General features: G+C 68.6%; 20 protein-coding genes and 1 tRNA gene. 9 read left to right on the forward strand and 12 right to left on the reverse strand.

The window, feature by feature from the left end:
• Positions 1-78: 78 nt before the first annotated feature.
• Entirely contained in the window at positions 79-603 is a 525-nt protein-coding gene (locus BGP17_RS01185) for an AAA family ATPase (protein ID WP_167300812.1), read from the reverse strand.
• A complete protein-coding gene (pnuC, locus tag BGP17_RS01190; RefSeq protein WP_167300813.1) occupies positions 600-1,148 on the reverse strand; it encodes a nicotinamide riboside transporter PnuC in 549 nt (182 codons plus the stop codon). Before pnuC ends, BGP17_RS01185 begins: the two co-directional genes overlap by 4 nt.
• A 98-nt stretch (positions 1,149-1,246) precedes the next feature.
• On the opposite strand from pnuC, the gene BGP17_RS01195 reads away from it, so the two are divergent.
• Both BGP17_RS01195 and BGP17_RS01200 read left to right on the forward strand, forming a co-directional pair.
• A complete protein-coding gene (locus tag BGP17_RS01195; protein WP_167300814.1) occupies positions 1,247-2,542 on the forward strand; it encodes an FAD-dependent oxidoreductase in 1,296 nt (431 codons plus the stop codon).
• Positions 2,543-2,619: 77 nt separating this feature from the next.
• Positions 2,620-2,696, forward strand: a tRNA-Pro gene (locus BGP17_RS01200).
• A gap of 109 nt (positions 2,697-2,805) precedes the next feature.
• Here BGP17_RS01200 and BGP17_RS01205 read toward each other — a convergent pair.
• Complete coding sequence (locus BGP17_RS01205; RefSeq protein ID WP_286710747.1) at positions 2,806-3,168, reverse strand: RcnB family protein; 363 nt, start codon at positions 3,166-3,168, stop codon at positions 2,806-2,808.
• A gap of 351 nt (positions 3,169-3,519) precedes the next feature.
• Between BGP17_RS01205 and BGP17_RS01210 the strand changes: the two genes are divergently transcribed.
• Positions 3,520-4,344, forward strand: coding sequence for a phosphate/phosphite/phosphonate ABC transporter substrate-binding protein (locus BGP17_RS01210; protein WP_286710748.1), 825 nt, complete (start codon positions 3,520-3,522; stop codon positions 4,342-4,344).
• A gap of 43 nt (positions 4,345-4,387) precedes the next feature.
• Positions 4,388-6,259 carry an ABC-F family ATP-binding cassette domain-containing protein gene (locus tag BGP17_RS01215; RefSeq protein ID WP_167300816.1) on the forward strand — a complete coding sequence of 624 codons (1,872 nt, stop codon included), beginning with the start codon at positions 4,388-4,390 and terminating at the stop codon, positions 6,257-6,259.
• A 166-nt stretch (positions 6,260-6,425) separates the two neighbouring features.
• Here the strand turns inward: BGP17_RS01215 and pelA are convergent, their stop codons facing one another.
• The gene (pelA, locus tag BGP17_RS01220) at positions 6,426-7,709 is read right to left on the reverse strand and encodes a pectate lyase (RefSeq protein WP_286710749.1); all 1,284 of its coding nucleotides are present in this window, start codon (positions 7,707-7,709) and stop codon (positions 6,426-6,428) included.
• Between the two features lie 172 nt (positions 7,710-7,881).
• Between pelA and BGP17_RS01225 the strand changes: the two genes are divergently transcribed.
• Positions 7,882-8,040 carry a Panacea domain-containing protein gene (locus BGP17_RS01225; protein WP_286710750.1) on the forward strand — a complete coding sequence of 53 codons (159 nt, stop codon included), beginning with the start codon at positions 7,882-7,884 and terminating at the stop codon, positions 8,038-8,040.
• A 158-nt stretch (positions 8,041-8,198) separates the two neighbouring features.
• On the opposite strand, the gene BGP17_RS01230 is transcribed toward BGP17_RS01225, so the two are convergent.
• The 3 genes from BGP17_RS01230 to BGP17_RS01240 are packed head-to-tail and all read right to left on the reverse strand — an operon-like array spanning position 8,199 to position 12,723.
• Positions 8,199-10,697, reverse strand: a complete 2,499-nt coding sequence (locus tag BGP17_RS01230) for an ABC transporter permease (RefSeq protein WP_167300818.1) — start codon at positions 10,695-10,697, stop codon at positions 8,199-8,201.
• A 23-nt stretch (positions 10,698-10,720) separates the two neighbouring features.
• Complete coding sequence (locus BGP17_RS01235; protein WP_167300922.1) at positions 10,721-11,401, reverse strand: ABC transporter ATP-binding protein; 681 nt, start codon at positions 11,399-11,401, stop codon at positions 10,721-10,723.
• Between the two features lie 20 nt (positions 11,402-11,421).
• Positions 11,422-12,723 (reverse strand): efflux RND transporter periplasmic adaptor subunit, encoded by a 1,302-nt coding sequence (locus BGP17_RS01240; protein WP_286710751.1) that lies wholly within the window; start codon positions 12,721-12,723, stop codon positions 11,422-11,424.
• A gap of 427 nt (positions 12,724-13,150) precedes the next feature.
• Between BGP17_RS01240 and BGP17_RS01245 the strand changes: the two genes are divergently transcribed.
• Together BGP17_RS01245 and BGP17_RS01250 are read left to right on the forward strand one after the other, a co-directional pair.
• Positions 13,151-14,545 (forward strand): sigma-54-dependent transcriptional regulator, encoded by a 1,395-nt coding sequence (locus BGP17_RS01245; protein WP_167300819.1) that lies wholly within the window; start codon positions 13,151-13,153, stop codon positions 14,543-14,545.
• The gene (locus BGP17_RS01250; RefSeq protein ID WP_286710752.1) at positions 14,535-15,860 is read left to right on the forward strand and encodes a sensor histidine kinase; all 1,326 of its coding nucleotides are present in this window, start codon (positions 14,535-14,537) and stop codon (positions 15,858-15,860) included. Before BGP17_RS01245 ends, BGP17_RS01250 begins: the two co-directional genes overlap by 11 nt.
• 131 nt (positions 15,861-15,991) lie before the next feature.
• Here BGP17_RS01250 and BGP17_RS01255 read toward each other — a convergent pair whose 3' ends face one another.
• Entirely contained in the window at positions 15,992-16,441 is a 450-nt protein-coding gene (locus BGP17_RS01255; protein ID WP_167300821.1) for a GNAT family N-acetyltransferase, read from the reverse strand.
• 254 nt (positions 16,442-16,695) lie between these two features.
• Here BGP17_RS01255 and BGP17_RS01260 point away from each other — a divergent pair, with 254 nt between their 5' ends.
• Positions 16,696-17,073, forward strand: a complete 378-nt coding sequence (locus BGP17_RS01260) for a hypothetical protein (RefSeq protein WP_167300822.1) — start codon at positions 16,696-16,698, stop codon at positions 17,071-17,073.
• Positions 17,074-17,109: 36 nt separating this feature from the next.
• On the opposite strand, the gene BGP17_RS01265 is transcribed toward BGP17_RS01260, so the two are convergent.
• From BGP17_RS01265 to BGP17_RS01275, 3 genes are read right to left on the reverse strand one after another with little or no spacing between them, the layout of a single operon-like run.
• Positions 17,110-17,988: a type II secretion system minor pseudopilin gene (locus BGP17_RS01265; RefSeq protein WP_167300823.1), complete on the reverse strand. Its 879-nt coding sequence runs from the start codon at positions 17,986-17,988 to the stop codon at positions 17,110-17,112.
• Entirely contained in the window at positions 17,985-18,554 is a 570-nt protein-coding gene (locus BGP17_RS01270; RefSeq protein ID WP_286710753.1) for a PulJ/GspJ family protein, read from the reverse strand. The genes BGP17_RS01265 and BGP17_RS01270 overlap by 4 nt, the downstream gene beginning before the upstream one ends.
• Before the next feature lie 7 nt (positions 18,555-18,561).
• Positions 18,562-19,602: a penicillin-binding protein activator gene (locus tag BGP17_RS01275; RefSeq protein WP_286710754.1), complete on the reverse strand. Its 1,041-nt coding sequence runs from the start codon at positions 19,600-19,602 to the stop codon at positions 18,562-18,564.
• On the opposite strand from BGP17_RS01275, the gene gspN reads away from it, so the two are divergent.
• Entirely contained in the window at positions 19,602-20,318 is a 717-nt protein-coding gene (gspN, locus tag BGP17_RS01280; RefSeq protein ID WP_286710755.1) for a type II secretion system protein N, read from the forward strand. The genes BGP17_RS01275 and gspN overlap by 1 nt on opposite strands.
• A gap of 62 nt (positions 20,319-20,380) precedes the next feature.
• On the opposite strand, the gene BGP17_RS01285 is transcribed toward gspN, so the two are convergent.
• Positions 20,381-21,607 (reverse strand): type II secretion system F family protein, encoded by a 1,227-nt coding sequence (locus BGP17_RS01285; protein WP_286710756.1) that lies wholly within the window; start codon positions 21,605-21,607, stop codon positions 20,381-20,383.
• Between the last annotated feature and the right edge of the window lie 57 nt (positions 21,608-21,664).

A 21,664-nucleotide genomic window follows, 5' to 3' on the forward strand; every position in this document is an offset into this window, starting at 1 on the left:
ATTGTGTACGAACTATGACAAGAACCGACAATTTCTCGCAAGTGCAGCATACGCATCCTGCAACTGCCCCTGCCGCGTTCAGCCGTCCGCCTGGGCTGCCTCGATCGCGGCGATGGCATTGGCATAGCGCTCCTCGCCCTGGCCCGAGACATGCGCCCAGCGCACACCCCGCCGCTCCAGCTCGGCCTTGCTGAGGTCGTAGAATTTCTGCCGCAGTTCCCGGGTGCCGAACATGCGGGTGCCGTCGGCGCGCCAGGGCATGTCGATATCGAACAGCAGATAGAGGTCCGCCGTTCCCTGCCATTCGTCGAACCAGGGGTCGCGCTCGCCGAACAGCATGTCGGCCCAGACCGCAGTCATCAACGGATCGGTATCGAGCACCAGCGGCCGGAGGCCGGCCGCGACCATGGTGCGCGCGCCCGCATCGTGCGTCTTGGCGATCTCCAGCAGGTCGCGCATCGTGAAGTCGATGCCGCGCGCCTCGGCATATTCGCGGCCATATTCGTCCACCACCTCGCCGCCGAGATAGGCGGCGATGCGCGGCGCCAGCGTGGACTTGCCGGTGCTCTCCGGCCCGTGGAGACAGATGGTGCGTAACTTCATTCCCGTGCCTTCAACCAGTTGATCAGCCCCCAAGCGGAAAGGGCCAGGAATACGCAGTACAGGCTCGCCGTAAGCCACAAACCCTTGATGGCGAAAAGGGGAATCGCGAGCAGGTCGACGGTGATCCACAGCACCCAGCATTCCCAGTTGCGGCGCGACTGGAGGATCTGCGCGGCGATGCTGAGCACCGCGATGCTGCCGTCCCACCAGGGATAGGCCGCGTCGGTGAGCCGGTGCATCGCATAGCCCCAGGTGCCGATCACCGCGGCGCAGACCAGCGCCCAGGCCAGGCGCGCCCGCACGCCCATCGTCTCGACCACCACTTCGCCGCTCCCTGCCCGCGAGCGGGCCCAGTTCCGCCAGCCATAGAGATTGACCACGAAGAAGAAGAGCTGGAGCAGCGCGTCGCTGTAGAGCTTCTCGTGATAGAAGACCCAGGCGTAGAGCGAGACCATCGCCAGCGCGAAGGGATAGTTCCACATGCTGCGGCGAACGACCAGGAAGACATTGATCAAGCCAAGCAGGCTGGCGGTCGTTTCGATCATCGGCACGGCCTAGCAACAACCCCGGGCGCCCGTCGAGAGGGTTGCCCTTCCCCGCCCGGGCGCTAGGCTGGCCCCCTCAGATCGCGGGAGGAATGCCCATGCGTCACGTCGCGGTGATCGGCTCCGGGCCGGCCGGCTATTACACGGCCGAAGCCTGCCAGAAGGTGTTCGGCGATCAGGTCCGAGTCGACATCATCGACCGGCTTCCCGTGCCTTTCGGGCTGATCCGCACCGGCGTTGCCCCCGATCACCAGTCGATCAAGGGCGTCTCGCGCCGCTACGAGGCGGTGGCATTGACCGACAATGTCCGCTTCGTCGGCAACGTCACGCTGGGCCGGGACGTGTCGATCGACGAACTGCGCGCGCTCTATGACGCCGTGGTGCTCGCCACCGGCGCGCCGCACGACCGCAAGCTGGACATCCCCGGTGCCGGCCTGCCCGGCGTGGTCGGCTCGGCGGCGTTCGTCGGCTGGTACAACGGCCATCCCGACTTCGCCGATCTCGATCCGCCGCTGGACGGGCCGGCGGTGGTGATCGGCAACGGCAATGTCGCACTCGATGTCGCCCGCGTGCTCGCCAAGACGCAGGACGAGTTCGAGGGGTCGGACATCGTCACCCATGCACTGGGCGCGCTGCGGGGTGGGCATGTCGACACCATCACCATCCTGGGCCGCCGCGGCCCGCACCAGATCGCGATGACGCCCAAGGAACTGGGCGAGCTGGGCGAGCTCCGGCGCGCCACGCCGCTGGTCTCCCCCGCGGACCTGCCGCCGGCGGAGGACGATACGGTCCTCGACCCCGGGCAGCGCAAGTCGGTGGGGCATCTGCGCCGCTTCGCGCAGGGCATGCCCGACAAGCCGATCCGCATCGTCTTCGATTTCTTCGCCATGCCGGTGGCGATCGAAGGCGACGGCAAGGTCGAGCGCGTCATCGTCGAGCGCACCGCGCTGGGCCTGGACGGCAACGCCCATGGCACGGGCGAGACCTATGCGGTGCCGGCCGGCCTGGTGGTGAGCTGCATCGGCTATCGCACGCCGCCGATCGACGGCGTGCCCTATGATGACAAGGCGGGGCGATTCGCCAATCTCGACGGGCGCGTGCTGCCCGGCCTCTATGCGGTGGGCTGGGCGCGGCGCGGGCCGACGGGGACGATCGGCACCAACCGGCCCGACGGCTTCGCCATCGCCGAGAAGATCGCCGAGGATGTCGGCGAGGGCTCGGAAAAGGCCGGCCGGCCGGGGCTGGACGCGCTGCTGGCGGGGCGGGGCGTGGAGCTGGTCACCTTCCGCGACTGGCAGAAGATCGACGCCGCCGAGATCGCTGCCGCCCGCATCGGCGCCCCGCGCGAGAAGTTCGTTTCGGTCGATGCCATGCTGGGTGCGCGGAAAAGCTGATTCAGTGGCTTGCGTGACTCCCACGGCGTGGTTATAGGCGCCCCCTCGCAGTCGGGGTTCGCCCCGGATGCGCCGGTCGGGGAATAGCTCAGCCTGGTAGAGCACTGTGTTCGGGACGCAGGGGCCGGAGGTTCGAATCCTCTTTCCCCGACCATTTCATCCTCATGCAAATCGTCGATCCTACCCCATCCGGGGGGCGGCATTCCCGCGGATCGTCTTGACGCGCGCCATCCCCCGACGCTGACGCCGGGGGATCGCCGCCTTCAGAAGAAGCGCCCGTAGACGACCTGGACGACCTCTCCGGTCGTTATGTTGACCAGAAGCGCATCGGGCCCGTAGCGCACCCATTCATAGCCGACCGGCGGAACGTCGAGGCCGAACAGCCAATAGTCCGTCAGCCAATAGTCCTGCCCCCAGAAGATGCCGGGCAGGATATCGCCATAGGCCCAGCGGCGATACTGGAAGCCCCGGGGCGGATGGTACGGGCCAATATGATAGGTGCGATCGGCGTTGAAGTTATGGTTGTAATAGGGCCGATCGAGCTGGCTCGGGCGCGTCTGGGTGCCCTGGGGGCGTTCGAAGCGCGGATAGGCCATGGGCGCACGCTCCATCTCGGGCGCGGCCATTTGCCTCCCGCCTCCCTGATGATGGGCCTGCGCCATCGCCGGCGACACGCCGAGCGTCAAACCTGCGCCCGCACAGGCAAGCGCCAAGGCAGAACAGAACAGATTCTTGCGCATAACGATCTCCGTCACTGACTCGATCGCCTGCGATATGGGAATGCCTCCCCCTCGGCGGCATGCGTAGGATTACGTAATTGACTCGATATGCAGGAACGGGTGAGTCGCCTATCCTACCCTCTCCTCATTCCGCATCGATGCGAGGCCGGCAGCAGCGACCCGTCGGTCCGCTTTTCCGTTGCAGACGGATGTGCGAGATGTCTCCGCCCGACCAAGGCGCGAGGAGTCGCTCAACGCATGCTGCTGTCTCTCCTGCTTTCGCTCGCCGCACCCGCGCAGGCGACGCCGCTGCGCGTCGGCACCTACAGCTATCCGCGCTACGATCGCCGGATCGCGCTGGGACCGATCGCGGCGCTGGCTGGGAGAATCGCGGGGCGTCCGGCCGAAATCGTGCTGCTGCCGACACCGACCGCGCTGGCCGAAGCGCTGTGCAGGGGCGAAGTCGATGTGGCGATGACCAATCTCGGCGCGTTCGTCGAGGTGCGGGACTGCCCGAACCTGCGGGCCATCGCCGTGCTCGACACGCCGCCGCCGGTATTGGATCGCTATCGCGGCGTATTGCTGGTGCGGCGCGAGACGGGCATCGACACGCTCGATACGCTGGGCAAGCGAGCTTCCGGGCTGCGCTATAGCGAGGTCCTGCCGGGATCGACCTCGGGCGGGCTGGTGCAGGCCGAAGCGCTGCGTTCGGCGGGCAGCGCACCATCGGCCTTCGCCGCGCGCCGGATGGCGGGCACGCACGAGGCGGCGCTGGCCGATCTGATCGAGGGCCGCGCCGATGTCGCCGCGCTGACGGAGGATCCCTGGCGCAGGCTGCAGGCGAGCGACCCGGCGAAAGCCGCCACCCTGCACCCCATCTGGCGCTCCGCCCCGCTCCCGCCCGGTCCGGTCGTGTGCCACGAAGGCCCCGCGACGCCCTGCGCGGAGATCCAGGCCGCATTGCTCGGCGCGCAGGGAGGCCCGACCGCCGTCGCGCTTGCCGCCGGCTGGAGCGAGGCCGATGGCGCGACACGGTTCATGGCCTATGACCGGGCGCGCTACGAGGCGTTCAGGACGCGCTGATACATGGCTTGGGCAAGCGGCCGAGTGCTGCTAGGCGCCGCCCATGCTTTCCTTCCGCGACATCACCATCCGGCTCGGCGGCCGGGCAATCATCGAGGGCGCGAGCGCCGCGATCCCGCCGCGTGCCCGAGTCGGCTTCATCGGGCGCAACGGCGCCGGCAAGTCGACGCTGATGAAGGCGATCGCCGGGATGATCGAGACCGACACCGGCTCGGTCGACATCCCGCGCAACGCCCGTTTCGGCTATCTCCGCCAGGACGCACCCGGCGGACAGACCAGCGCCTTCGACACGGTGCTGGAAGCCGATGTCGAGCGCGCCGCGCTGCTCGTCGAGGCGGAGACCCAGACCGACCCCGACCGGCTCGGCCATATCTATGAGCGGCTCGACCAGATCGACGCCTATGAGGCGCCGGCCCGCGCCGGGCGCATCCTGAAGGGCCTGGGCTTCGACGAGGCGATGCAGGCTCGGCCGATGGACAGCTTCTCCGGCGGCTGGCGGATGCGCGTGGCGCTGGCCTCGCTCCTCTTCCTCAATCCCGACATCCTGCTGCTCGACGAGCCGAGCAACCACCTCGACCTGGAAGCGGTGATGTGGCTCGAGGGATTCCTGCGCGCCTATCGCGGCACGATCCTGCTGATCAGCCACGAGCGCGATCTGCTCAACAATGTGGCAGACCATATCCTCCACCTCGATCGCGGCCAGACCACGCTCTATCCCGGCGGCTATGACGCGTTCGAGCGGCAGCGGGCCGAGCGACTGGCCCAGCAGGCGGCGGCGCGCGAGAAGCAGGTCGCCGAGCGCGAGAAGCTCCAGGCGTTCGTCGATCGCTGGCGGGCCAAGGCGAGCAAGGCCAAGCAGGCGCAGAGCCGCGTCAAGGCCCTGGAGCGGATGCAGCCGATCGCGGCAGTGGCCGAGGATCCCAGCCTCACCTTCCAATTCCCCAATCCGGTGGGCCTGCGCCCGCCGCTGCTGACGCTCGACCATGTCGCGGTGGGCTATGAGCCCGGCAAGCCGATCCTCTCGCGCGTGGGGCTGCGGCTCGATCCCGACGACCGGATCGCGCTGCTCGGCCGCAACGGCAACGGCAAGACCACCCTGGCCCGACTGATGGCCGGCGAACTGGCAGTGATGGAAGGCGAGATGGCCACCGCCACCAAGCTGACGGTCGGCTATTTCACTCAGTATCAGGTCGAGGAGCTCGACCCGAAGGACACGCCCGTCGAGACGATGGGCCGGGTGATGAAGGGCGCGACGCCGGTGCAGGTGCGCTCGCAGCTGGGCCGGTTCGGCTTCTCGGGCGACAAGGCGCTGACCGCGGTGGGCAAGCTTTCGGGCGGCGAGCGGGCGCGGCTGGCGCTGGCGCTGGTGACGCACAACGCGCCCCACCTGCTGATCCTCGACGAGCCGACCAACCACCTCGACGTCGATACGCGCGAGGCGCTGGTCCAGGCGCTGGCCGAGTTCAAGGGCGCGGTGGTGCTGGTCAGCCACGACCGCCACATGCTCGAACTGGTCGCCGACCGGCTGCTCCTCGTCGACGGCGGCACCGCCCGCGAGTTCGACGGGACGATCGAGGAATATGCCGCCTTCGTCGTCTCCGGCAAGGAGCCGGCGCCGGCCCCCGCGCCCGCCGCCGCGCCGGTGGACAAGAAGGAGGAGCGTCGCGCCGCCGCCCAGGCGCGCGAGGCCTCGGCCGGCCTGCGCAAGGCCGTCAAGGACGCCGAGGGCGAGATCGCCAAGGCGCAGCGGGCGCTGGCCGAAGTGGACGGGGCGCTGGCCGGGATCGCCTCGCCGGCGCTCAAGGGCCTGTCGATGGGCGAGCTGATGAAGCGGCGCGGCGAAGTGGAAGCGCGGCTCGAGGCGGCCGAGGCGGCATGGCTCGCAGCCAGCGAGGCGCTGGAAGCAGCGGGCTGAGCCAGGCGCTTCCCGCTGCCCCCATCCGCTCGACACTTGTCCCCTATCCGATAGAGGGCCTCCGGCAGGATGGGCGGCATCCTGCTTGGCTCCGACTGGCGAAGGTATTTGCCGACGGCATGAGCGCCGCCGGCTTCGTTATGCTCCCGGTTCCTCCGGGGAGAGCCTATTTGCGCCCGGCCCACTTCTCGTACGCCACCAGCGCCTTGGCGGGGCCGGCATTGTACCAGCTATAGCCGTTGCGGCGTTCCTGGCTGAGCGCATTGACGTCGGTGTGGATCGAGCGGTCGCGGTCGCCGAAGATCGGCTTGCCGGTCCGGATGTCGTAATAGCGCGACCAGATCGGGCCGGCGCCGGGCTTGTCGACCAGCTTGCGGCCGTCCGGCCCCTTTTCGAAGGCGACGCCGTGGATGGCATGCGCCTCGATCCACGCCACCCCGTCCCGCACCGCCGCCTCGACCGCGGGAGACCGGCCCGCCTGCTTCATCAGGAAGATCAACAGGTCCGCGCTCTCGTCGGAGGACAGGGCGGCCGGTTCGAAGTTCCGGGCCCCCGCGGGCGCGAGCGTGAGCGCGTCGTGCTGCTGGCCCCAGATGGTGCGCTTGCCGTCGACGACCACCTGGGTCGCGAGGATCAGCCGGATCGCCTTGTCGCAGGCGGCCCTGGCCTTGGCGGCCAGCGCTTCGGGCACGAAGGCGTAATCGTCGCGGCGGCGCGCGACCTCGGCGAGCACCGTCACGACCGAGGAGAGCGCATCGTCGTTATAGGTCAGCGCGTCGTGATAGCCGCCCTGGAGCGGATAGATTTGCGGCCAGCCGCCATTGGGGAATTGTGCGCCCAGAAGATAGCGCACGCCCTTGAGGAAGGCCGCGCGATACCCCTCGCCTTCCGCACCCGGCGCCATCGACTGGACGCGGGCGAGGAAGCGCAACTCCGACGTGGTGGCATTGTTGTCGATCGTGCCGACATAGCTCCACGCCTCGTCGTCGCCGGTGCGCGCATTGGCGGGCAGATGCTCGACGGGGACATAATGCTGGCCCCGTACGCGGACCGGGCCGTCGCGATCGACATTCTTGCCCCAGCCGCCGGCGGGCGTCTGGAAGCTGACGATGTTGTCCGCGACGTGGCGCGCCTCGGGCGTGGCATAGAAGGCCGCGGCGAGGTTGGCGGGCATGCCGCTCCCGCCCGACTTGCCGCTGGGCGGCGGCGCGGGAATCTCGGCCAGGCCCCGGCGCTCGGCGGCGAGCGCGGCCTTGTCCGCCGCCATCAGCGCACGCGAGCGGGCGAGATAGATGGTCCAGGCGCCCTGCTCCGCCTTGGGAAGCGCGGCGATGCGCGCCTCGGTGATCGGTGCGGCCGGCGTCATCTGGCCGATCACTTCGACCGCCGCATATGCTACCGGTGTCATCGCTACAGCTGCGAGCAGAGCGATCTTTGCGATGCGAATCATGTCCCCTCCCGATTTGGATTTTGTCCGAGAATAGCGGGTTTGATTGCGAGCGCCAGCCGGGGCGAGCCGGTATCGGCTGGCGCTCGCCGTGGCGGCCCGTGTACATGATCTGTTCGCGTTCTTGCGAACCTCCGCTATATTGGCCGCATGCGCATCGGAGGAGTGTTCAGACATGGCCGACGCACGTCTCGTTGCCGATCGGCTCCTCGAGCTCGCTGCCGCTGACGGTCGTGAACGCACGCCGATGCAGTTGCCCAAGCTCGCATATATCGCGCACGGATGGCATCTTGCGCTGCATGGCCGCGCGCCGCCGGAGCCGCTCGGCCCCTAGGTTGGGGACTCATTCAGCTAACGCCGTCATCTCCGCCTGCGCGGGGATGACGAACGAAAATCAGATACTTGTTTGGGTTCTCAACCCGGCGTCGACGCACGAAAAACGGGCGAGAGGTTGCCCCCTCGCCCGCTCCTCATGGCCCTGAACTGACGCGCCTACTCGTAGCGCAGGGCATGAATCGGATTGGTGCGCGCCACGCGGAAGGCATGGGCGCCGATGGTGAGCACCGCGATCGCCAGCGCGAGCAGGCTCGCGCCGATGAAGGGCACCGGCGTGAGCGAGATGCGCGCGTCGAAGGCGTTGAGGAACTCGCGCATCAGCCACCAGGCGACGGGCCAGGCGATGATGTTGGCGATCACCACGGGCCGCGTGAACTGCCAGACGAGCAGCCGCGCGATATCGGCGGTGCGCGCGCCCAGCACCTTGCGGATGCCGATCTCCTTGGTCCGCCGCTCCGCCGTGAAGGCGGCGAGGCCGAACAGGCCGAGACAGCCGATCACCACCGCCAGGATCGCGAACATGCCGAACATCTGCGCACGGGCGTCGAGCCGCTTATAGGCCCGGGCGATCACTTCGTCGGCCAGGGTCGCGTCGAAGGGTACGTCGGGCGCATAACGGCGCCAGACCTTCTCGATCTCCTCGCGCACCGGGCGCGGGTCGCCGTGGAAGCGCGCGACGAGCCAGCTCACGCTGTGCCTGTCGAACAGGAACATGGTCGGCTCGATCGCGGTCCGCACGGTGCGGAAGCGCGCATCGGCGACGACGCCGATGATGGTGAGGTTCATCAATCCCCCATATTCGTCCTTCACGCCGTAGCGGACCGTCTTGCCGATCGCTTCCTGCGCGCTTTTGAAGCCCATGCGCTTCACGGCGCCCTCGTTGATCACGATATGGCCGCCGCGCGCGACCAACGCCCTTTCCGCCGCCGGATCCTCGGGGACCGGCGTGGTCATGTCGTCGGCCGGGCGGTTCTCCTCGAACAGGCGGCCGGCGACCAGGCGGATGCCCATGGTGGGGAAGAAGCCGGCGTCGACGCCGTAGATGCCGATGTCGACGGGATCGGTGCGGCCGGGCACGACCACCGAAGTGGAGGAGGTGTTGCCGGTCACCACGCCGATCATCGTCCGCCCGACGGAATCGACGCCCGGCACCTTGGCGATCGCGCGGGTGAGCGCATCGGCCTGGGGCTCCAGCGTCTTGGAGCCGATGCCGGCCAGCTGGATCAGCCCTGCCCGCTTGTAGCCCGGATCGAGCGAGCGGGCATAGACGTTCTGCGAATAGACCACCGCGGTGCAGATGATCAGGCCGATCGAGACGGCGAACTGGATCACGACGAGCGCGCTGCGCAACAGGCCCGAGCCTTCGGCATCCGCCGCGGACTTGTTCGCCTTGAGCACGCGCGCCGGCTGGAAGCGCGACAGGTAGAAGGCCGGATACAGCCCACCGGCCGCGCCGACGAGCAGCACCAGGCCGATCATCGGCAGGAACATTCCGCCATGGCCGAAATAATGCAGCTCGAGATCGGCATCGAGGAAGTTGCCGAACCAGGGCAGCACGATCTCGACCAGGGCAAGCGCGAGCAGCATCGCGATGGTCGCGAGCAGGATCGATTCCCCGATGAACTGCGTCATCAACTGGCGGCGGGTGGCACCCAGCACCTTGCGCAGCGCCACTTCGCGAGCGCGCTGGCTGGCGCGGGCGGTGGCGAGGTTGGTGAAGTTGATGCAGGCCATGGCGAGGATCATCACCGCGATGGCCGCGAAGGTGACGATCGTCTGCACGTCGTTGCCGGCGGTCATCGCCGAGCCGGTGGCGCGGCCGAGATGGACGTCGGGCGCCGCGACCAGCTTGAAGGTGCGCTCGTCGCCGGGATTATGCTTCTGGCCGTTGAAGGTAATGTCCGGGATGTTGCGCTTCTTCCACGCCTCCAGCTGGTTGTTCACCGTGGCGGCATCGACGCCCGGGCGCAGCTTCACATAGACCCAGCCCGAGGTCCAACCCCAGCTGGTCAGATAGCCATTGTCCTCCGGGAACATGCTCGGGAAATCGACGCGGACCAGCATCCGCATATCCATGTGCGAGTGCTTGGGGAGGTCCTTGAACACGCCGGTGATGCGGTAATCGGCCTTCTTGCCCGAAGTGAGCAGCGTCAGGGTGCGGCCGACGACGTTCCTGGTGCCGAAGATCTTGTTCGCCTCGTCCTCGCTCAGCACCACCGTTCCGGGCCGCGAGAGCGCCTTGCGGTCGCCCTGCGCCATCGGCAGCGCGATCGTGTCGAGAAAGGCGCCGTCGACCAGCCTGCCCTCATCGACCTGCCTGGCCTCGCCGTCCTTGAGCAGCGTGAGCGGCGGCCCACCCATATAGGTGGCGCTCTCGATCTGCGGGAAATCCTTGAGCAGCGCCCCCTTGGTCACATAGGGCGCGCCCTGGTTCTCGAACCCGTCGCCGGTGGTCTTGCTCTTGTAATAGACCTGGAGCTGATAGGTGCGCCCCGCATCGGGCAGCCAATTGTCGTAGCTGCGCTCATACTGGACGTAGAGCAGGATCAGCAGGCAGGCCGCCAGGCCGATCGCCAGGCCGAACAGGTTGATGAAGGCATAGGTGCGGTTCTTCGCAAGCGCGCGCAGGCCGACCGTCAGATAGTTGCGCCACATGGGCTTTCTCCTCTCCCGGAGTTTCAGGCGGCGCGGCGGCGTTCCTGGAGGACGCGGCCGTCGAGCATGTTGACGATGCGGCCGGCATAGTCGGCGTGCGCCGGCGAGTGAGTGACCATCACGATCGTCGAACCCTCGGCATTGAGGGTCTGGAGCATGTGCATCACTTCCTCGCCATGCTGGGTGTCGAGATTGCCGGTCGGCTCGTCCGCAAGGATCAGCTTCGGGCTGGCGACGAGCGCCCGGGCGACGGCGACGCGCTGCTGCTGGCCGCCCGAAAGCTGGCTCGGCCGGTGCTTGGCGCGATGGGCGATGCCGGTGCGGTCCATCACTTCCTCCACCCGGCGCTTGCGCTCGGCGGCAGGGACCTTGTGGTAGAGCAGCGCGAGCTCGATATTGTCGCGGACGCTTAGCTCGTCGACCAGGTTGAAGCTCTGGAAGATGAAGCCGATATTCTCCTTGCGGACATCGGCGAGCCTGGTCTCGCCCAGACCGGCGACTTCCTGGCCGTTGAACAGATAGCTGCCCGAGGACGGGCTATCGAGCATGCCGATCATGTTGAGCAGGGTCGACTTTCCGCAGCCGGACGGGCCCATGATCGCCACGAATTCGCCCTGCGCGATTTCGAGGTCGATCGCGTCGAGCGCCGTCGTCTGTACCGTGTCGGTGCGGTAGACCTTGGAGAGTTCGCGCATCTGCAGCATCGGATTCCCTTTCTTTTCGGTCATTTGGTCAGGTCCAGGCGCGTCTTGTCGGTGAGGCCGGTATAGGGCGAGGTGATCACCTTCTCGCCGGGCTCGAGCCCTTCGAGCACTTCGACGAAATCGGTGTTGCGGCGGCCCAGGCGCACGTTGCGCTTCTCCGCCGAGCCGCCGCCGGGCGCGACGACGAATATCCAGGCGCCGCCGGTATCGTTGTAGAAGGCGCCGTTGGGGATCAGCAGCGCGGGTGCGGAATCCCCCAGGGTGAGGCGCGCCTGCATGGTCTGGCCGCGCTGGAGCTGGGGCGGCTCGCCGCCGGTGAACTGCAGGTCGACCTGGAACTGGCCGTTCTGCACCTGCGGATAGATCTTGGTGACCTTGGCGCCGTAGCGCTTGCCGCCCCAGTCGAGCGTCGCCTGCTGGCCGAGCTGGACGCGGCCGAGATAGAATTCGTCGACCCCGGCGATCAGCTTGTTGCGGCCGGGGCTGTCGATCTGGCCGACCCGCTCGCCGCGGCCGAGCGACTGGCCGACCTGGACCGAAAAGCCCGAGAGCTGGCCGGCCACCGGCGCGCGCAGCTGGAGTGCGTCGAGATTGGCGCGGGCGATGGCCAGGCCCGACTGCATCGACTTGGCCGCGGCCTGCTGCTGCGAGAGCTGGCTGCCCTGCAGACGCGCATCGGTCGCCTGGCTGCGCTTCAGGGCGGCGAGGTTGCGCTGGCTGAGCGCGTAATCGGCCTGGGTGTCGGCGAACTGCTTGCCCGAGACGAAGCCGCGATCGGCGAGCGGCTTTTCCCGGTCATATTGGCGGCGGGCCTTGTCATAGACGGTCTCGGCGGCGAGCACGGCGCGCTCGTTGGACAGGCGCGTCTGGGCGAGCGCCAGTTCCTGGCTGCGCATGTTGTTGATCTGCTGCTCCACCTCGGTCTGGCGGGCGAGGGTGGAGAGCTGGAGCTCGGCGTTGGAGAGCAGGGCGATCGGCTGGCCGGCAGCGACGGTGGCGCCGTCCTCGACCAGCATCTTCTCGACGCGGCCGCCCTCCACCGCGTCGATATAGACGGTGAGCAGCGGCGTGACGCGCGCGCGCAGCGGCATGAAATCGTCGAACGTGCCGCGGGTGACGCTGGAGATGGTCACGCGGTCCGCCCCCACCGTCTGGCTCGCGCCCGACGGGGCGAACCACCAGAAGCCGCCCAGCGCGAGCAGCAGCACCGCCGCGCCGAGCGCGACCTTGAGCCGCCCCGAAAGCCCCCGCTTCTCGACGACCTGGTCCATCCCGCTTCCGGAGACGGCCCCCCTGTCCTTCTGCATTCGCAAAACCGCCATGTCCTCTTCCCCACCAACTACCCCAGCAACAGCCGTGCCAGTCGCTTTCCCCAGCGGCGGCACGTCACATCCTCACACGGCAACTGTTCGATTCCGGACAGGAGCGTCCGGAATCGAACGCTATCCGAAACGAAATCGGCCCGAGATCGAGCGCAGCGCGCGTGGCGTTCGCCTGGACGCGGAGGTCGAGCCCGAAGCGGCCTTGCGGCAGGGCGCAAAGCAGAAGCGCGAGCGCGCCGAGTGCCGCGAGCGTCCTTCCCTCCGTCTTCCCTGCTCCGGTGCGCCGCACGATTTCCTCCTCCGGCACTTGCGCCGTTCATCGGAGTGTCAGCATGACCCGTGCCAATTGCGCGCCGAGGGGGGACCAGGGCTTGGCACGTAAATTGATTGTCCGGTTCCGCACACTAGCTGTACGGGAGCGGGCAGAATGAGCGATCCGGAATTCGAATTCTGCGTCGTGATCGACGACGACGAGGACATATTGATGGCCTCGCGGCTGCTGCTGCGCAGGCTGTTCAGGGATGTCGAGGCAGTGCGCAGCCCCGAAGAGGCGCTGCCCCTGATCCAGGCGCGTACGCCCGACGCGGTGCTGCTCGACGCCAATTTCGCGCGCGGCGCCACCGATGCGGCCGAAGGGCTGGCCTGGCTGGACAAGCTGCTGGCGGTCGATCCCGAGATGGTGGTGGTGATGATCACCGCGCATGGCGGCGTTCAGGTGGCGGTGGCGGCGATGAAGCGCGGAGCGACCGACTTCGTCTCCAAGCCGTGGTCGAACGAGAAGCTGCTGGCCACCGTGCGCACCGCCGCGTCGCTCCGCCGCTCGCGCAAGGCAGTGAGCGGCAGGGGCGCGCCCTCCCCCGCCCCGCCGGTCGGCGCGTCGCCCCTGCTCGGCGATTCGCCGGCGATGGCGCGCGTCCATTCGCTGATCGCCCGCGCGGCGCCCACCGATGCCAATGTGCTCGTCCTGGGCGAGAACGGCACCGGCAAGGAGCTGGTGGCACGCGAACTGCACCGCCAGTCGTTGCGGGCGGACCAGGGGATGCTGACGGTCGACCTGGGCGCGATCAGCGAGGACCTGATCGACAGCGAGCTGTTCGGCCATGTGAAGGGCGCCTTCACCGATGCCCGTACCGACCGGGTGGGCCGCATCCAGGCGGCGCATGGCGGCACGCTGTTCCTCGACGAGATCGGCAACCTGCCGCTGCGGCTCCAGCCCAAATTGCTTACCGTGCTCGAGCAGCGCCAGGTGACGCCGGTGGGCGCCAACAAGCCGGTGCCGGTGGATATCCGCGTGATCGCCGCGACCAACCTGCCCCCCGAGAAGCTGCGCGACGAGAGCCATTTCCGCCAGGACCTGCTCTTCCGCCTCAACACGGTGGAGATCGACCTGCCCCCGCTCCGCGCGCGCCACGAGGACCTGCCGCAGCTCGTCGCCCATTATCTCCAGCATTATGCGAAGCGCTACGGGCGGCCGGTGCCGGTGCTGAGTCCGGCGGCGCGGATGGCACTGCTCGAGCATGACTGGCCGGGCAATGTCCGCGCGCTGCGCCACGCCCTGGAACGCGCAGTGATCCTGGCGCGCGAGGAAGCGCTGGAGCCGGAGGACTTCGCGCTCATACGCGCGATGCCGCGCTTCCCGAGCGTGGCGATCACGCCGCCGCCGCAGCTCCAGCAGAACGACGACCTCAACCTGGATCGGATGGAGCGCCGGATCGTCGAGGAGGCGCTGAAGAAGCACGGCTACAACATCTCGCTCTCCGCCGCCGAGCTGGGCCTGTCGCGCGCGGCGCTCTATCGCAGGATGGAGAAGCATGGGCTTTGACCGGCGCTTCGCGCCCGGCCTGGCCGCCTGGATCGCGGCGCTGGGAGGCGCGCTTGCCGCCGCAGCCCTGACGCTCTTCACCCCGGGGCTGGGCGCGGCGCGGATCGTCGCGCTGCTGCTCGTCCTGGGCGCGGTCTGGGGGCTGTGGCGCCACGTCTCGCGCACCAATGTCGATGTCGCGCGCTTCGTCGAGGCGCTGCGCTTCGACGATACCGCCGCCCGCTTCGGCGGCCATCGCGGCGCCGGGTTCGAAGCGCTCGGCACCGCGCTCGATTCGGCGATGGATCGGCTGCGCGCGCGCCAGATGGCCGCTGCCGCCGAGATGCGCTTTCTGGAAGCGCTGGTCGACGACATGCCGGTGGCACTGCTCACCATCGACGGCGAGGGCCAAGTCGCCCCCGCCAACAAGGCGGCGCGGCGCCTGTTCCGGAAGACGCCCGGCACCCGGACCGAGGACTACGCCGTCTATGGCGCGACGCTCGCCAAGCGGCTGGCCGGTGGCGGCGCGACAGAGGAGATATTGCTGCTGGCGATCGAGGGGCGGACGCAGCGCGCGCTGGTCCGCTCGGGAATGCTCGAGCGGCTGGGGCGCAGCATCCGGGTGGTGACGGTGCAGCCGATCCAGGGCACGCTCGACGCAGTCGAGATGGCCGCGCAGACCGATCTGGTGCGGGTGCTGACCCATGAGATCCTCAATTCGCTGACGCCGGTGACGTCGCTCGCCGCCACCGCGGCGGACCTGCTCGACGATCCCGAGCTGGCGGCCAATCCGCGGATCGCCGATGCGCGTGCAGCGGTCTCCACCCTCGCCCGGCGCGCGCATGGGCTGGGGCATTTCATCGAGGCCTATCGCACGGTGGCGCACACGCCGATAATCCAGCGCCAGGCCTTTGCCGCCCAGCCCTGGGCCGAGGAGCTGGGCCGCATCTTCGCCGCACGCGAGCCGGAGGTGCCGCTCGAGATCCATGTGGCCTCGGCACGGCTGGCGATCGATGCCGATCCCGACCTGCTGGCGCAGGTGCTGATCAACCTGCTGCAGAACGCGGCCCAGGCCATGGCCGGCCAGAAGCGCCCACCCCGGCTGGCGCTGCGGCTGTTCCCGGACCGCGAGGCGCTGGCGATCGAAGTGGAGGACAATGGGCCCGGCGTGCCCGAAGGGCTGCGCCAGGACGTGTTCCTGCCCTTCTTCACCACCCGCGCGACCGGCACCGGCGTGGGGCTGAACCTCGCGCGCCAGATCGTGGTGGCGCATGGCGGCAGCATCGCGATCACCGATGCCCCGGGCGGCGGCGCGCTGTTCCGGATCTTGCTTTAGGGTGAGAACCCGGACAAACCCTTGAAACTACTTCCGAAACCTGCCTTCGCGGGGATGACGGGTTTGCCGATCGAGTCCCGCCCGCCACGCCCCGCTTGGCCGGAGCACCTGGCGGTGCCCCGGCCGCCGGGTCACCGAAGCAACCAGGCCCAGGCTTCGCCGATCTCGTCATCGATATCGGTACCGATCCTCCGGAAACCGAGCCTGGTGAGAATGCGCGTCGATGCATTCTCCTCCGGCATCGTCTTCGCATAGAGCGCGATGCCGGGCGCGTGATGCCGCGCGATCTCCACCAGTCTCCGGGCAATTTGCGTGGCCACGCCCGTGCGCCGGTGATCGGCCAGGGTGAAATAGGCAATCTCGACGCGATTATCGGCGGGAGCGCCGACAAAGGCGCCGCCGCCGACGGCCGTGCCGGACGATATGGCAATATATCCGATCCAGGGCGGATCGAAGCCCAACCGGTCGTACATCGCTGCGGTGGCTGCGCATGCCTGGTCGATTTCGCGCGCCCGCTCGCATGGGGACGCAATGGTCCCGTCACGCGCGCAGGCGACGAGCGCAAACTTGTCGTCTGACATTTCTTGATCTCACATGCCAAAAATGCCCGCCGCTCTTGGCGGCGAGGCGGATCCTGGTTCAGGCGGGAACCGAAGCTCCCGGGCCTTGGGCAATGGCAGGCAGAGGCAAATCCAATCGATGAACCCCGCGGATAGCGGGCGCGGGGAGGCTTGGCAACGGCGGCGATGCGAGTTGCTGGCGATGTGTCCGCTTTCGTTCCGACGGCAGTTTCCACCCTGATGGATGAATTCGCGCACAGGTGATAGAAGGAGCGATGCGCAATCAACTGCAGAGAGCGGTCATCGCCTTGGCTCAGCCCGCCGGCATTCAGCTCTCCCTCTTTCCCGACTTCGTCTGCAAAGCGGACGAGCTAGCCCTCGACTTCGAAGATGGCCTTTATGAGATGGTCGGACACGAGGCGGAGTTTTCGGATGAGCAGCGAAAGGCGATCAACATCTTGAACCAGTTGCTTTCCAAAATGGTCGGCGAGCAGCATGCATCATTCTGGACTGAGGCAGCTCTCCGCGAGCACCCGGTCTGGGAGGAGATACGCGATGCAGCAAAGGCAGCCGCAGCAACCTTCGGCTGGGACTTGCAGGCTGTCCCCTCGTCGAATGCCGTCTACATCCCTGCGGGCTCGAACGGCGGCTAACCCCCTTCAGCGCGCCTCGCCCCCGCCAACCCGCACCTAACGCCCCGCCACGAACGCCGGCGCCTCGGGCGGCACCGACGCCCCGCGCCAGCGCTCGACCACGCCCACCGCGATCTTGCCATCGGTATGCTGCACGCGCTGGATCAGCACGGCGGCCTGTTGGCTGGTGCCGCCGATCGTCGCACGGGTACGGACCCAGAAGGTGCCCGAGCGGAAGCTGGTGCCCCAGGGCAGCGCGAGGTTCTGGTCGCTCAGGTCCTTGAGGATGAGCTTGCCGTTCCGCTTGCGGATCTCGGCCAGCCGCTGCGCCGCCAGCGGATCGCGAAAGAGGATGCGCAGCATATCGGGATCGGCGGCATTGAGGTTGATCGTCGTGGTGCCGGGCAAGGCCGTCACCAGCCGCTCCAACCGGGCAGTCGCCTCCGGATCCAGACCCGCCAGGCGCAGCGGGCGGATGTCGGTGATCGGGCCGTAGAGGCGGACATAGGTGATCGCCTTCACCGCATCGTCCGGCGACAGCCCCACATCCTTGGCGATCGTCTGGAACAGCACGATCGCGCCGGCATCGCCCGCGCGCAGGGCATTCAAGTTGAAGCGCCCCTCGGCATCGGCGATCGCGAGATCGAAGGTGCCGCCCTCGATCGGCGCGCCGCTCTCCGACAATCGGGCCCAGGGCTCGGTGAGATTGTCCTCATTGGGAGCGACCACCATGTCGCGGCGGAGCGCCACCACAGCGGAAAGCTCGCCGCCGCGCACCACCGCCAGCGCGCGCGCCGCCTCGCGCGTGCGCAGCGCGCGGTCGAGCGCCAATTCTTCGCGATTGATTAGCAATAGCACAAGTCCGGACGCGATCGCCACGAACATCAGCACGTTGACGAGGATCATCCCCGCTTCGCCTTCGCCCGCCCGCTTCATTGCTTCGGATACTCCGCCTGATCGGGCAGCGTCACCACGCGGCGCAGCGCCCCGGGCGTTCCGCCGGGTCCGATTGCCTGCAGTTCGATCGCGATGGCGCGCGGCCATCTGTCCTTGTCCTCGTCGCGCAACGGCCAGCGATCGGCCCAGGCGCCGCCGTCGAGGAAGCGCCAGCGGACATTGGCGACGCCACCGACCACGGTCTGCAGCATCGCGCCCGATCCGCGCACCAGATTGCCGTTGGCCACCGAATATTGCAGCGGCACCGCCGGCCCGCCAAAACCGGGCGCGGCGCGCGTGAAGTTCAGCTTCTCGCCGCCACCCGAGACGCGGCCGAACGCGATCTGGTCGATATCGCTCGACACCACGAACATCGCGCGCTGGAGATCGGCGAGGCGATCGAGCCGCTTCTCGGTGCGCCCCTGCACCTTGATGATGCCGTCGACCAGTGCGAGGCCCGCCACCGCGATCAGCGCGAACAGGCCGAGCGAGATCATCAGCTCGATCAGGGTAAAGCCCTGCTCGGCCCCTCCTTCGTCGCGACAGCGGGGAACGGGACGAAGCACTTCGGCCTCAGGAACCCGAGCTCGACGCCACCGGCGTGTAGCCGGTCTCGCCGGCGACCACGATCGCGAAGTCGCGGGCGACCGAGCCGTCGGTGCGGAAGCGGACCGGACCGGTGACGCCGTGGAAGCCCTTGGCGTCCATCAACCCCTCCATGCCCAGCCGGTTGTCGGCACGCAGCGTATTGGCGATGCCCGCCGCGTCGTAGGCGAGTGCGGCGATCGTGCCAGGCTCGCCGCCGTTGCGGGCCTGGAAGGCGGCAGCGAAGGTGCCGAAGGCACCCGGATCGGGGCTGGCGAACCAGGCGCCGTCGAGCGCCGCGAGCGCCTGGGGGCGGTTGTCGAGCGCCTGGAAAGTGCCGAGCAGCTGGACGCCGGTGTCCTTGAGCGCGCGTGCCGCGGCCAGAACCGCCTCGCCGCTGCCGGGCAGCAGCACGGCGTCCGGCGCCTCGCCCGGCGCGGGGAGCGGCTGGCCGGGCTTCACCTGGAGGACATGGACGGTGATGCCGAGTTCGCCCTCGCTCTTGCCGGCGGCGAGCGCGGCGGCGGCGCTCCAGGGCGAGCCGTCGTCGATCATCGTCACGGTCTTCACGCCGCGGGTGCGGGCATAGCGCAGGATCGCGGTGGTCACCTGGCCCGCGGTGATCCCGAAGATCCAGGTGCCCGGCGCGCGCAGCACGGAATCGTTGCTGAACGCGATCACGGGCACGCGGCCGGCGATAGTGCTGGAGACGGCGGGCACTTCCTCGGCCGAGAGCGGCCCCAGGATCAGCGCCGGCTTGAGCTTCAGCGCCTGTGCGGCCGCACCGGCGGCGCCGGCCGCGGTGCCGCCCGTGTCGAAGCTCTGCACATAGGCGCTGTTTTCCGCGAGCAACGCCGCCTGGCGCATGCTAAGGCCCAGCCGCGCTCGCGGGCCCGTGAGCGGCAGCAGCAGGGCGATCGGGCGCTTGTCCTTCTTCTCCGCTGCGAACACATGCGAGGGAAGCACGACCGATGCCGCTGACGCGACCAGGCCTGATTGCAGCGACTTCAGCAGGGTCCGTCGATCCATTGCCGACTCTGGGAGAGGGAAGCGGGGCACGGCGGTCTATTATCCTCTTCGCCCTGATCGGCATAGGGGCGTATCTGCTCGCGCTGCTCGTGACGATGCCGGCGAGCGTGATCTTCCGGGACGCCACCTGGCGCACGGGCGTGGCGGGCACGGTGTGGAACGGCGAAGTCGGCATCGCCGGCGGCGCGACCTTCGCCTGGCACATGGCGCCGCTGCGCTCGCTGACCAGCCTGGCCTTTGCGGCCGACTGGAAGGCGACCGGGCCGGACACCGATCTGGGCGGGCAGATGCTCCAGCACCTGGGCGGGCGGACGGTGCTCGACCATGTCAGCGGCTCGGCCGATGCGAGCCTGCTCCGCGCGCTCCAGCCCAACCTGCCTTTCACCTGCAACCTGACCCTGCAGGTCGAGATGCGGCGCATCGCCTCGGGCGGCGGTGCCCGCATGGCCGACGGCAAGGTGACCACCGATCCGGGCAGCTGCCGGGCGAAGAGCGGCGGCGGGCCGGTGGCGGTGCCGGCGCTGCTGATCACCGCCGAGCATGTCGGCGATCGCACGACGATCCGGGTGGCGCCCTCGGCCCAGCGGCTGAAGACGCTGATGACTGCGGTGCTGTCCGAGGACGGCGCGCTCGACATCGCGATGACGCCGGAGGGCGCGGCGATCCTGCCGTTCGTCGGGCTGCCGGGCGGGGCCAGGGTGCAGGGGCAGATGTGATGCGTTGACCGCGCAATCCGATATCGTCAGCCCCGCAAAGGCGGGATGGCGATTGCCTTGGCTTACAACCCCACCAGATTGTTCAGGTTGATGATCGGCAGCAGGATCGCCAGCACCATCATCAGCACCAGCCCGCCCATCACCAGCAGCACCAGCGGCTCCACCAGCGCGACCAGGGTGCCGACGATCGCGTCCAGCTCGCGCTGCAGCTCGTGCGAGGCGCGGTCGAGCGCCGGCGCCAGCCTCCCCGAACTCTCGCCCGAGGCGACGATCGCGACGAGCATCGAGGGGAAGACCCCCGCCTCGCCCATCGCGGCGCGCAGGCTGATGCCTTCGCGGACCCGCGACGCGACGCCGAGTGCCCTTTCGCGCACCCAGCGATTGGGCGTGACCGCCGCCGCGGCATGCAGCGCATCGACCAGGGGGACGGCGCTGCCGACCAGCGTGGCGAGGCTGCCGGCGAAGCGGGCGGCGCTCAGCTGGCGGCTGAAACGGCGGAAGGGGCGGCGCTCCGAGAAGAAGCGATCGATGCGCAGCCGATTGGCCGGCACCCGCGCCCAGCGAAAGAAGACGAGCGCCGCCACGGCAAGGCCGAGCAGCAGGTACAGCCCGAAATTCTGGAGGAACCAGCTCACCGCGATCAGCGCCTTGGTGAGGAACGGCAGGTCGGCCCCGCGCGAGACGAACACCTTCACGATATCCGGCACGATATAGACGAGCAGCAGCGCCATCATGCCGAACGAAACGAGCGCGAGCAGCGCGGGATACATCAGGGCGAGCTGGAGCTTCTGGCCATTGGCCTGGCGGTTCTCGACGAACTCGGCAAGGTGGTTGAGCACGTCGGGCAACTTGCCCGACGCCTCGCCCGCCGCGACCGAGGCGCGGTAGAATTCGGGAAAGGCCCCGGGATGCTGCGCCAGCGCGGCGGCGAAGCTGCGCCCGTCGAGGATCGCGGCGCGCACGTCGAGCAGGAGCGAGCTGGTGGGCGCATGCTCGGACTGGGTGGCGACCAGGCGCAGCGCTTCCTCGATCGCGATGTCCGAGCCGACCAGCGTGGCGACCTGGCGCGTGACGGTGGCCAGCGCCTTGGAAGACAGGCCGGCGCGGCGGAAGCGGGGCAGCTGGATCGTGCCGAAACTGGCGCCCTTCTCGGCCGCCATCTCGACGGAAAGCGGCAGCAGCGCCTGCTCGCGCAGCAGCGCGCGCGCGGCGGCGGGGCTGGAGGCTTCGATGATGCCCCTCTTGGAAGCGCCAGCCTTGTCGGCGGCGCGATAGGCATAGGCGGGCATCTATATTCCCCCCCGGCACGGGGAGGGGAAGCGGCCGCAGGCCGGTGGAGGGGGGGC

This window comes from Sphingomonas sp. 67-41, from assembly GCF_001899725.1.
GTDB classification, from domain to species: domain Bacteria; phylum Pseudomonadota; class Alphaproteobacteria; order Sphingomonadales; family Sphingomonadaceae; genus Sphingomonas; species Sphingomonas leidyi.

What these genes read in the sequence shown, in the direction of transcription:
- BGP17_RS01185 (WP_167300812.1), bottom strand. Translation starts at nt 603, where the DNA reads ATGAAGTTACGCACCATCTGTCTCCACGGGCCGGAGAGCACCGGCAAG.
- pnuC (WP_167300813.1), bottom strand. Translation starts at nt 1,148, where the DNA reads ATGATCGAAACGACCGCCAGCCTGCTTGGCTTGATCAATGTCTTCCTG.
- BGP17_RS01195 (WP_167300814.1), top strand. Translation starts at nt 1,247, where the DNA reads ATGCGTCACGTCGCGGTGATCGGCTCCGGGCCGGCCGGCTATTACACG.
- BGP17_RS01205 (WP_286710747.1), bottom strand. Translation starts at nt 3,168, where the DNA reads ATGGCCGCGCCCGAGATGGAGCGTGCGCCCATGGCCTATCCGCGCTTC.
- BGP17_RS01210 (WP_286710748.1), top strand. Translation starts at nt 3,520, where the DNA reads ATGCTGCTGTCTCTCCTGCTTTCGCTCGCCGCACCCGCGCAGGCGACG.
- BGP17_RS01215 (WP_167300816.1), top strand. Translation starts at nt 4,388, where the DNA reads ATGCTTTCCTTCCGCGACATCACCATCCGGCTCGGCGGCCGGGCAATC.
- pelA (WP_286710749.1), bottom strand. Translation starts at nt 7,709, where the DNA reads ATGATTCGCATCGCAAAGATCGCTCTGCTCGCAGCTGTAGCGATGACA.
- BGP17_RS01225 (WP_286710750.1), top strand. Translation starts at nt 7,882, where the DNA reads ATGGCCGACGCACGTCTCGTTGCCGATCGGCTCCTCGAGCTCGCTGCC.
- BGP17_RS01230 (WP_167300818.1), bottom strand. Translation starts at nt 10,697, where the DNA reads ATGTGGCGCAACTATCTGACGGTCGGCCTGCGCGCGCTTGCGAAGAAC.
- BGP17_RS01235 (WP_167300922.1), bottom strand. Translation starts at nt 11,401, where the DNA reads ATGCTGCAGATGCGCGAACTCTCCAAGGTCTACCGCACCGACACGGTA.
- BGP17_RS01240 (WP_286710751.1), bottom strand. Translation starts at nt 12,723, where the DNA reads ATGGCGGTTTTGCGAATGCAGAAGGACAGGGGGGCCGTCTCCGGAAGC.
- BGP17_RS01245 (WP_167300819.1), top strand. Translation starts at nt 13,151, where the DNA reads ATGAGCGATCCGGAATTCGAATTCTGCGTCGTGATCGACGACGACGAG.
- BGP17_RS01250 (WP_286710752.1), top strand. Translation starts at nt 14,535, where the DNA reads ATGGGCTTTGACCGGCGCTTCGCGCCCGGCCTGGCCGCCTGGATCGCG.
- BGP17_RS01255 (WP_167300821.1), bottom strand. Translation starts at nt 16,441, where the DNA reads ATGTCAGACGACAAGTTTGCGCTCGTCGCCTGCGCGCGTGACGGGACC.
- BGP17_RS01260 (WP_167300822.1), top strand. Translation starts at nt 16,696, where the DNA reads ATGCGCAATCAACTGCAGAGAGCGGTCATCGCCTTGGCTCAGCCCGCC.
- BGP17_RS01265 (WP_167300823.1), bottom strand. Translation starts at nt 17,988, where the DNA reads ATGAAGCGGGCGGGCGAAGGCGAAGCGGGGATGATCCTCGTCAACGTG.
- BGP17_RS01275 (WP_286710754.1), bottom strand. Translation starts at nt 19,602, where the DNA reads ATGGATCGACGGACCCTGCTGAAGTCGCTGCAATCAGGCCTGGTCGCG.
- BGP17_RS01285 (WP_286710756.1), bottom strand. Translation starts at nt 21,607, where the DNA reads ATGCCCGCCTATGCCTATCGCGCCGCCGACAAGGCTGGCGCTTCCAAG.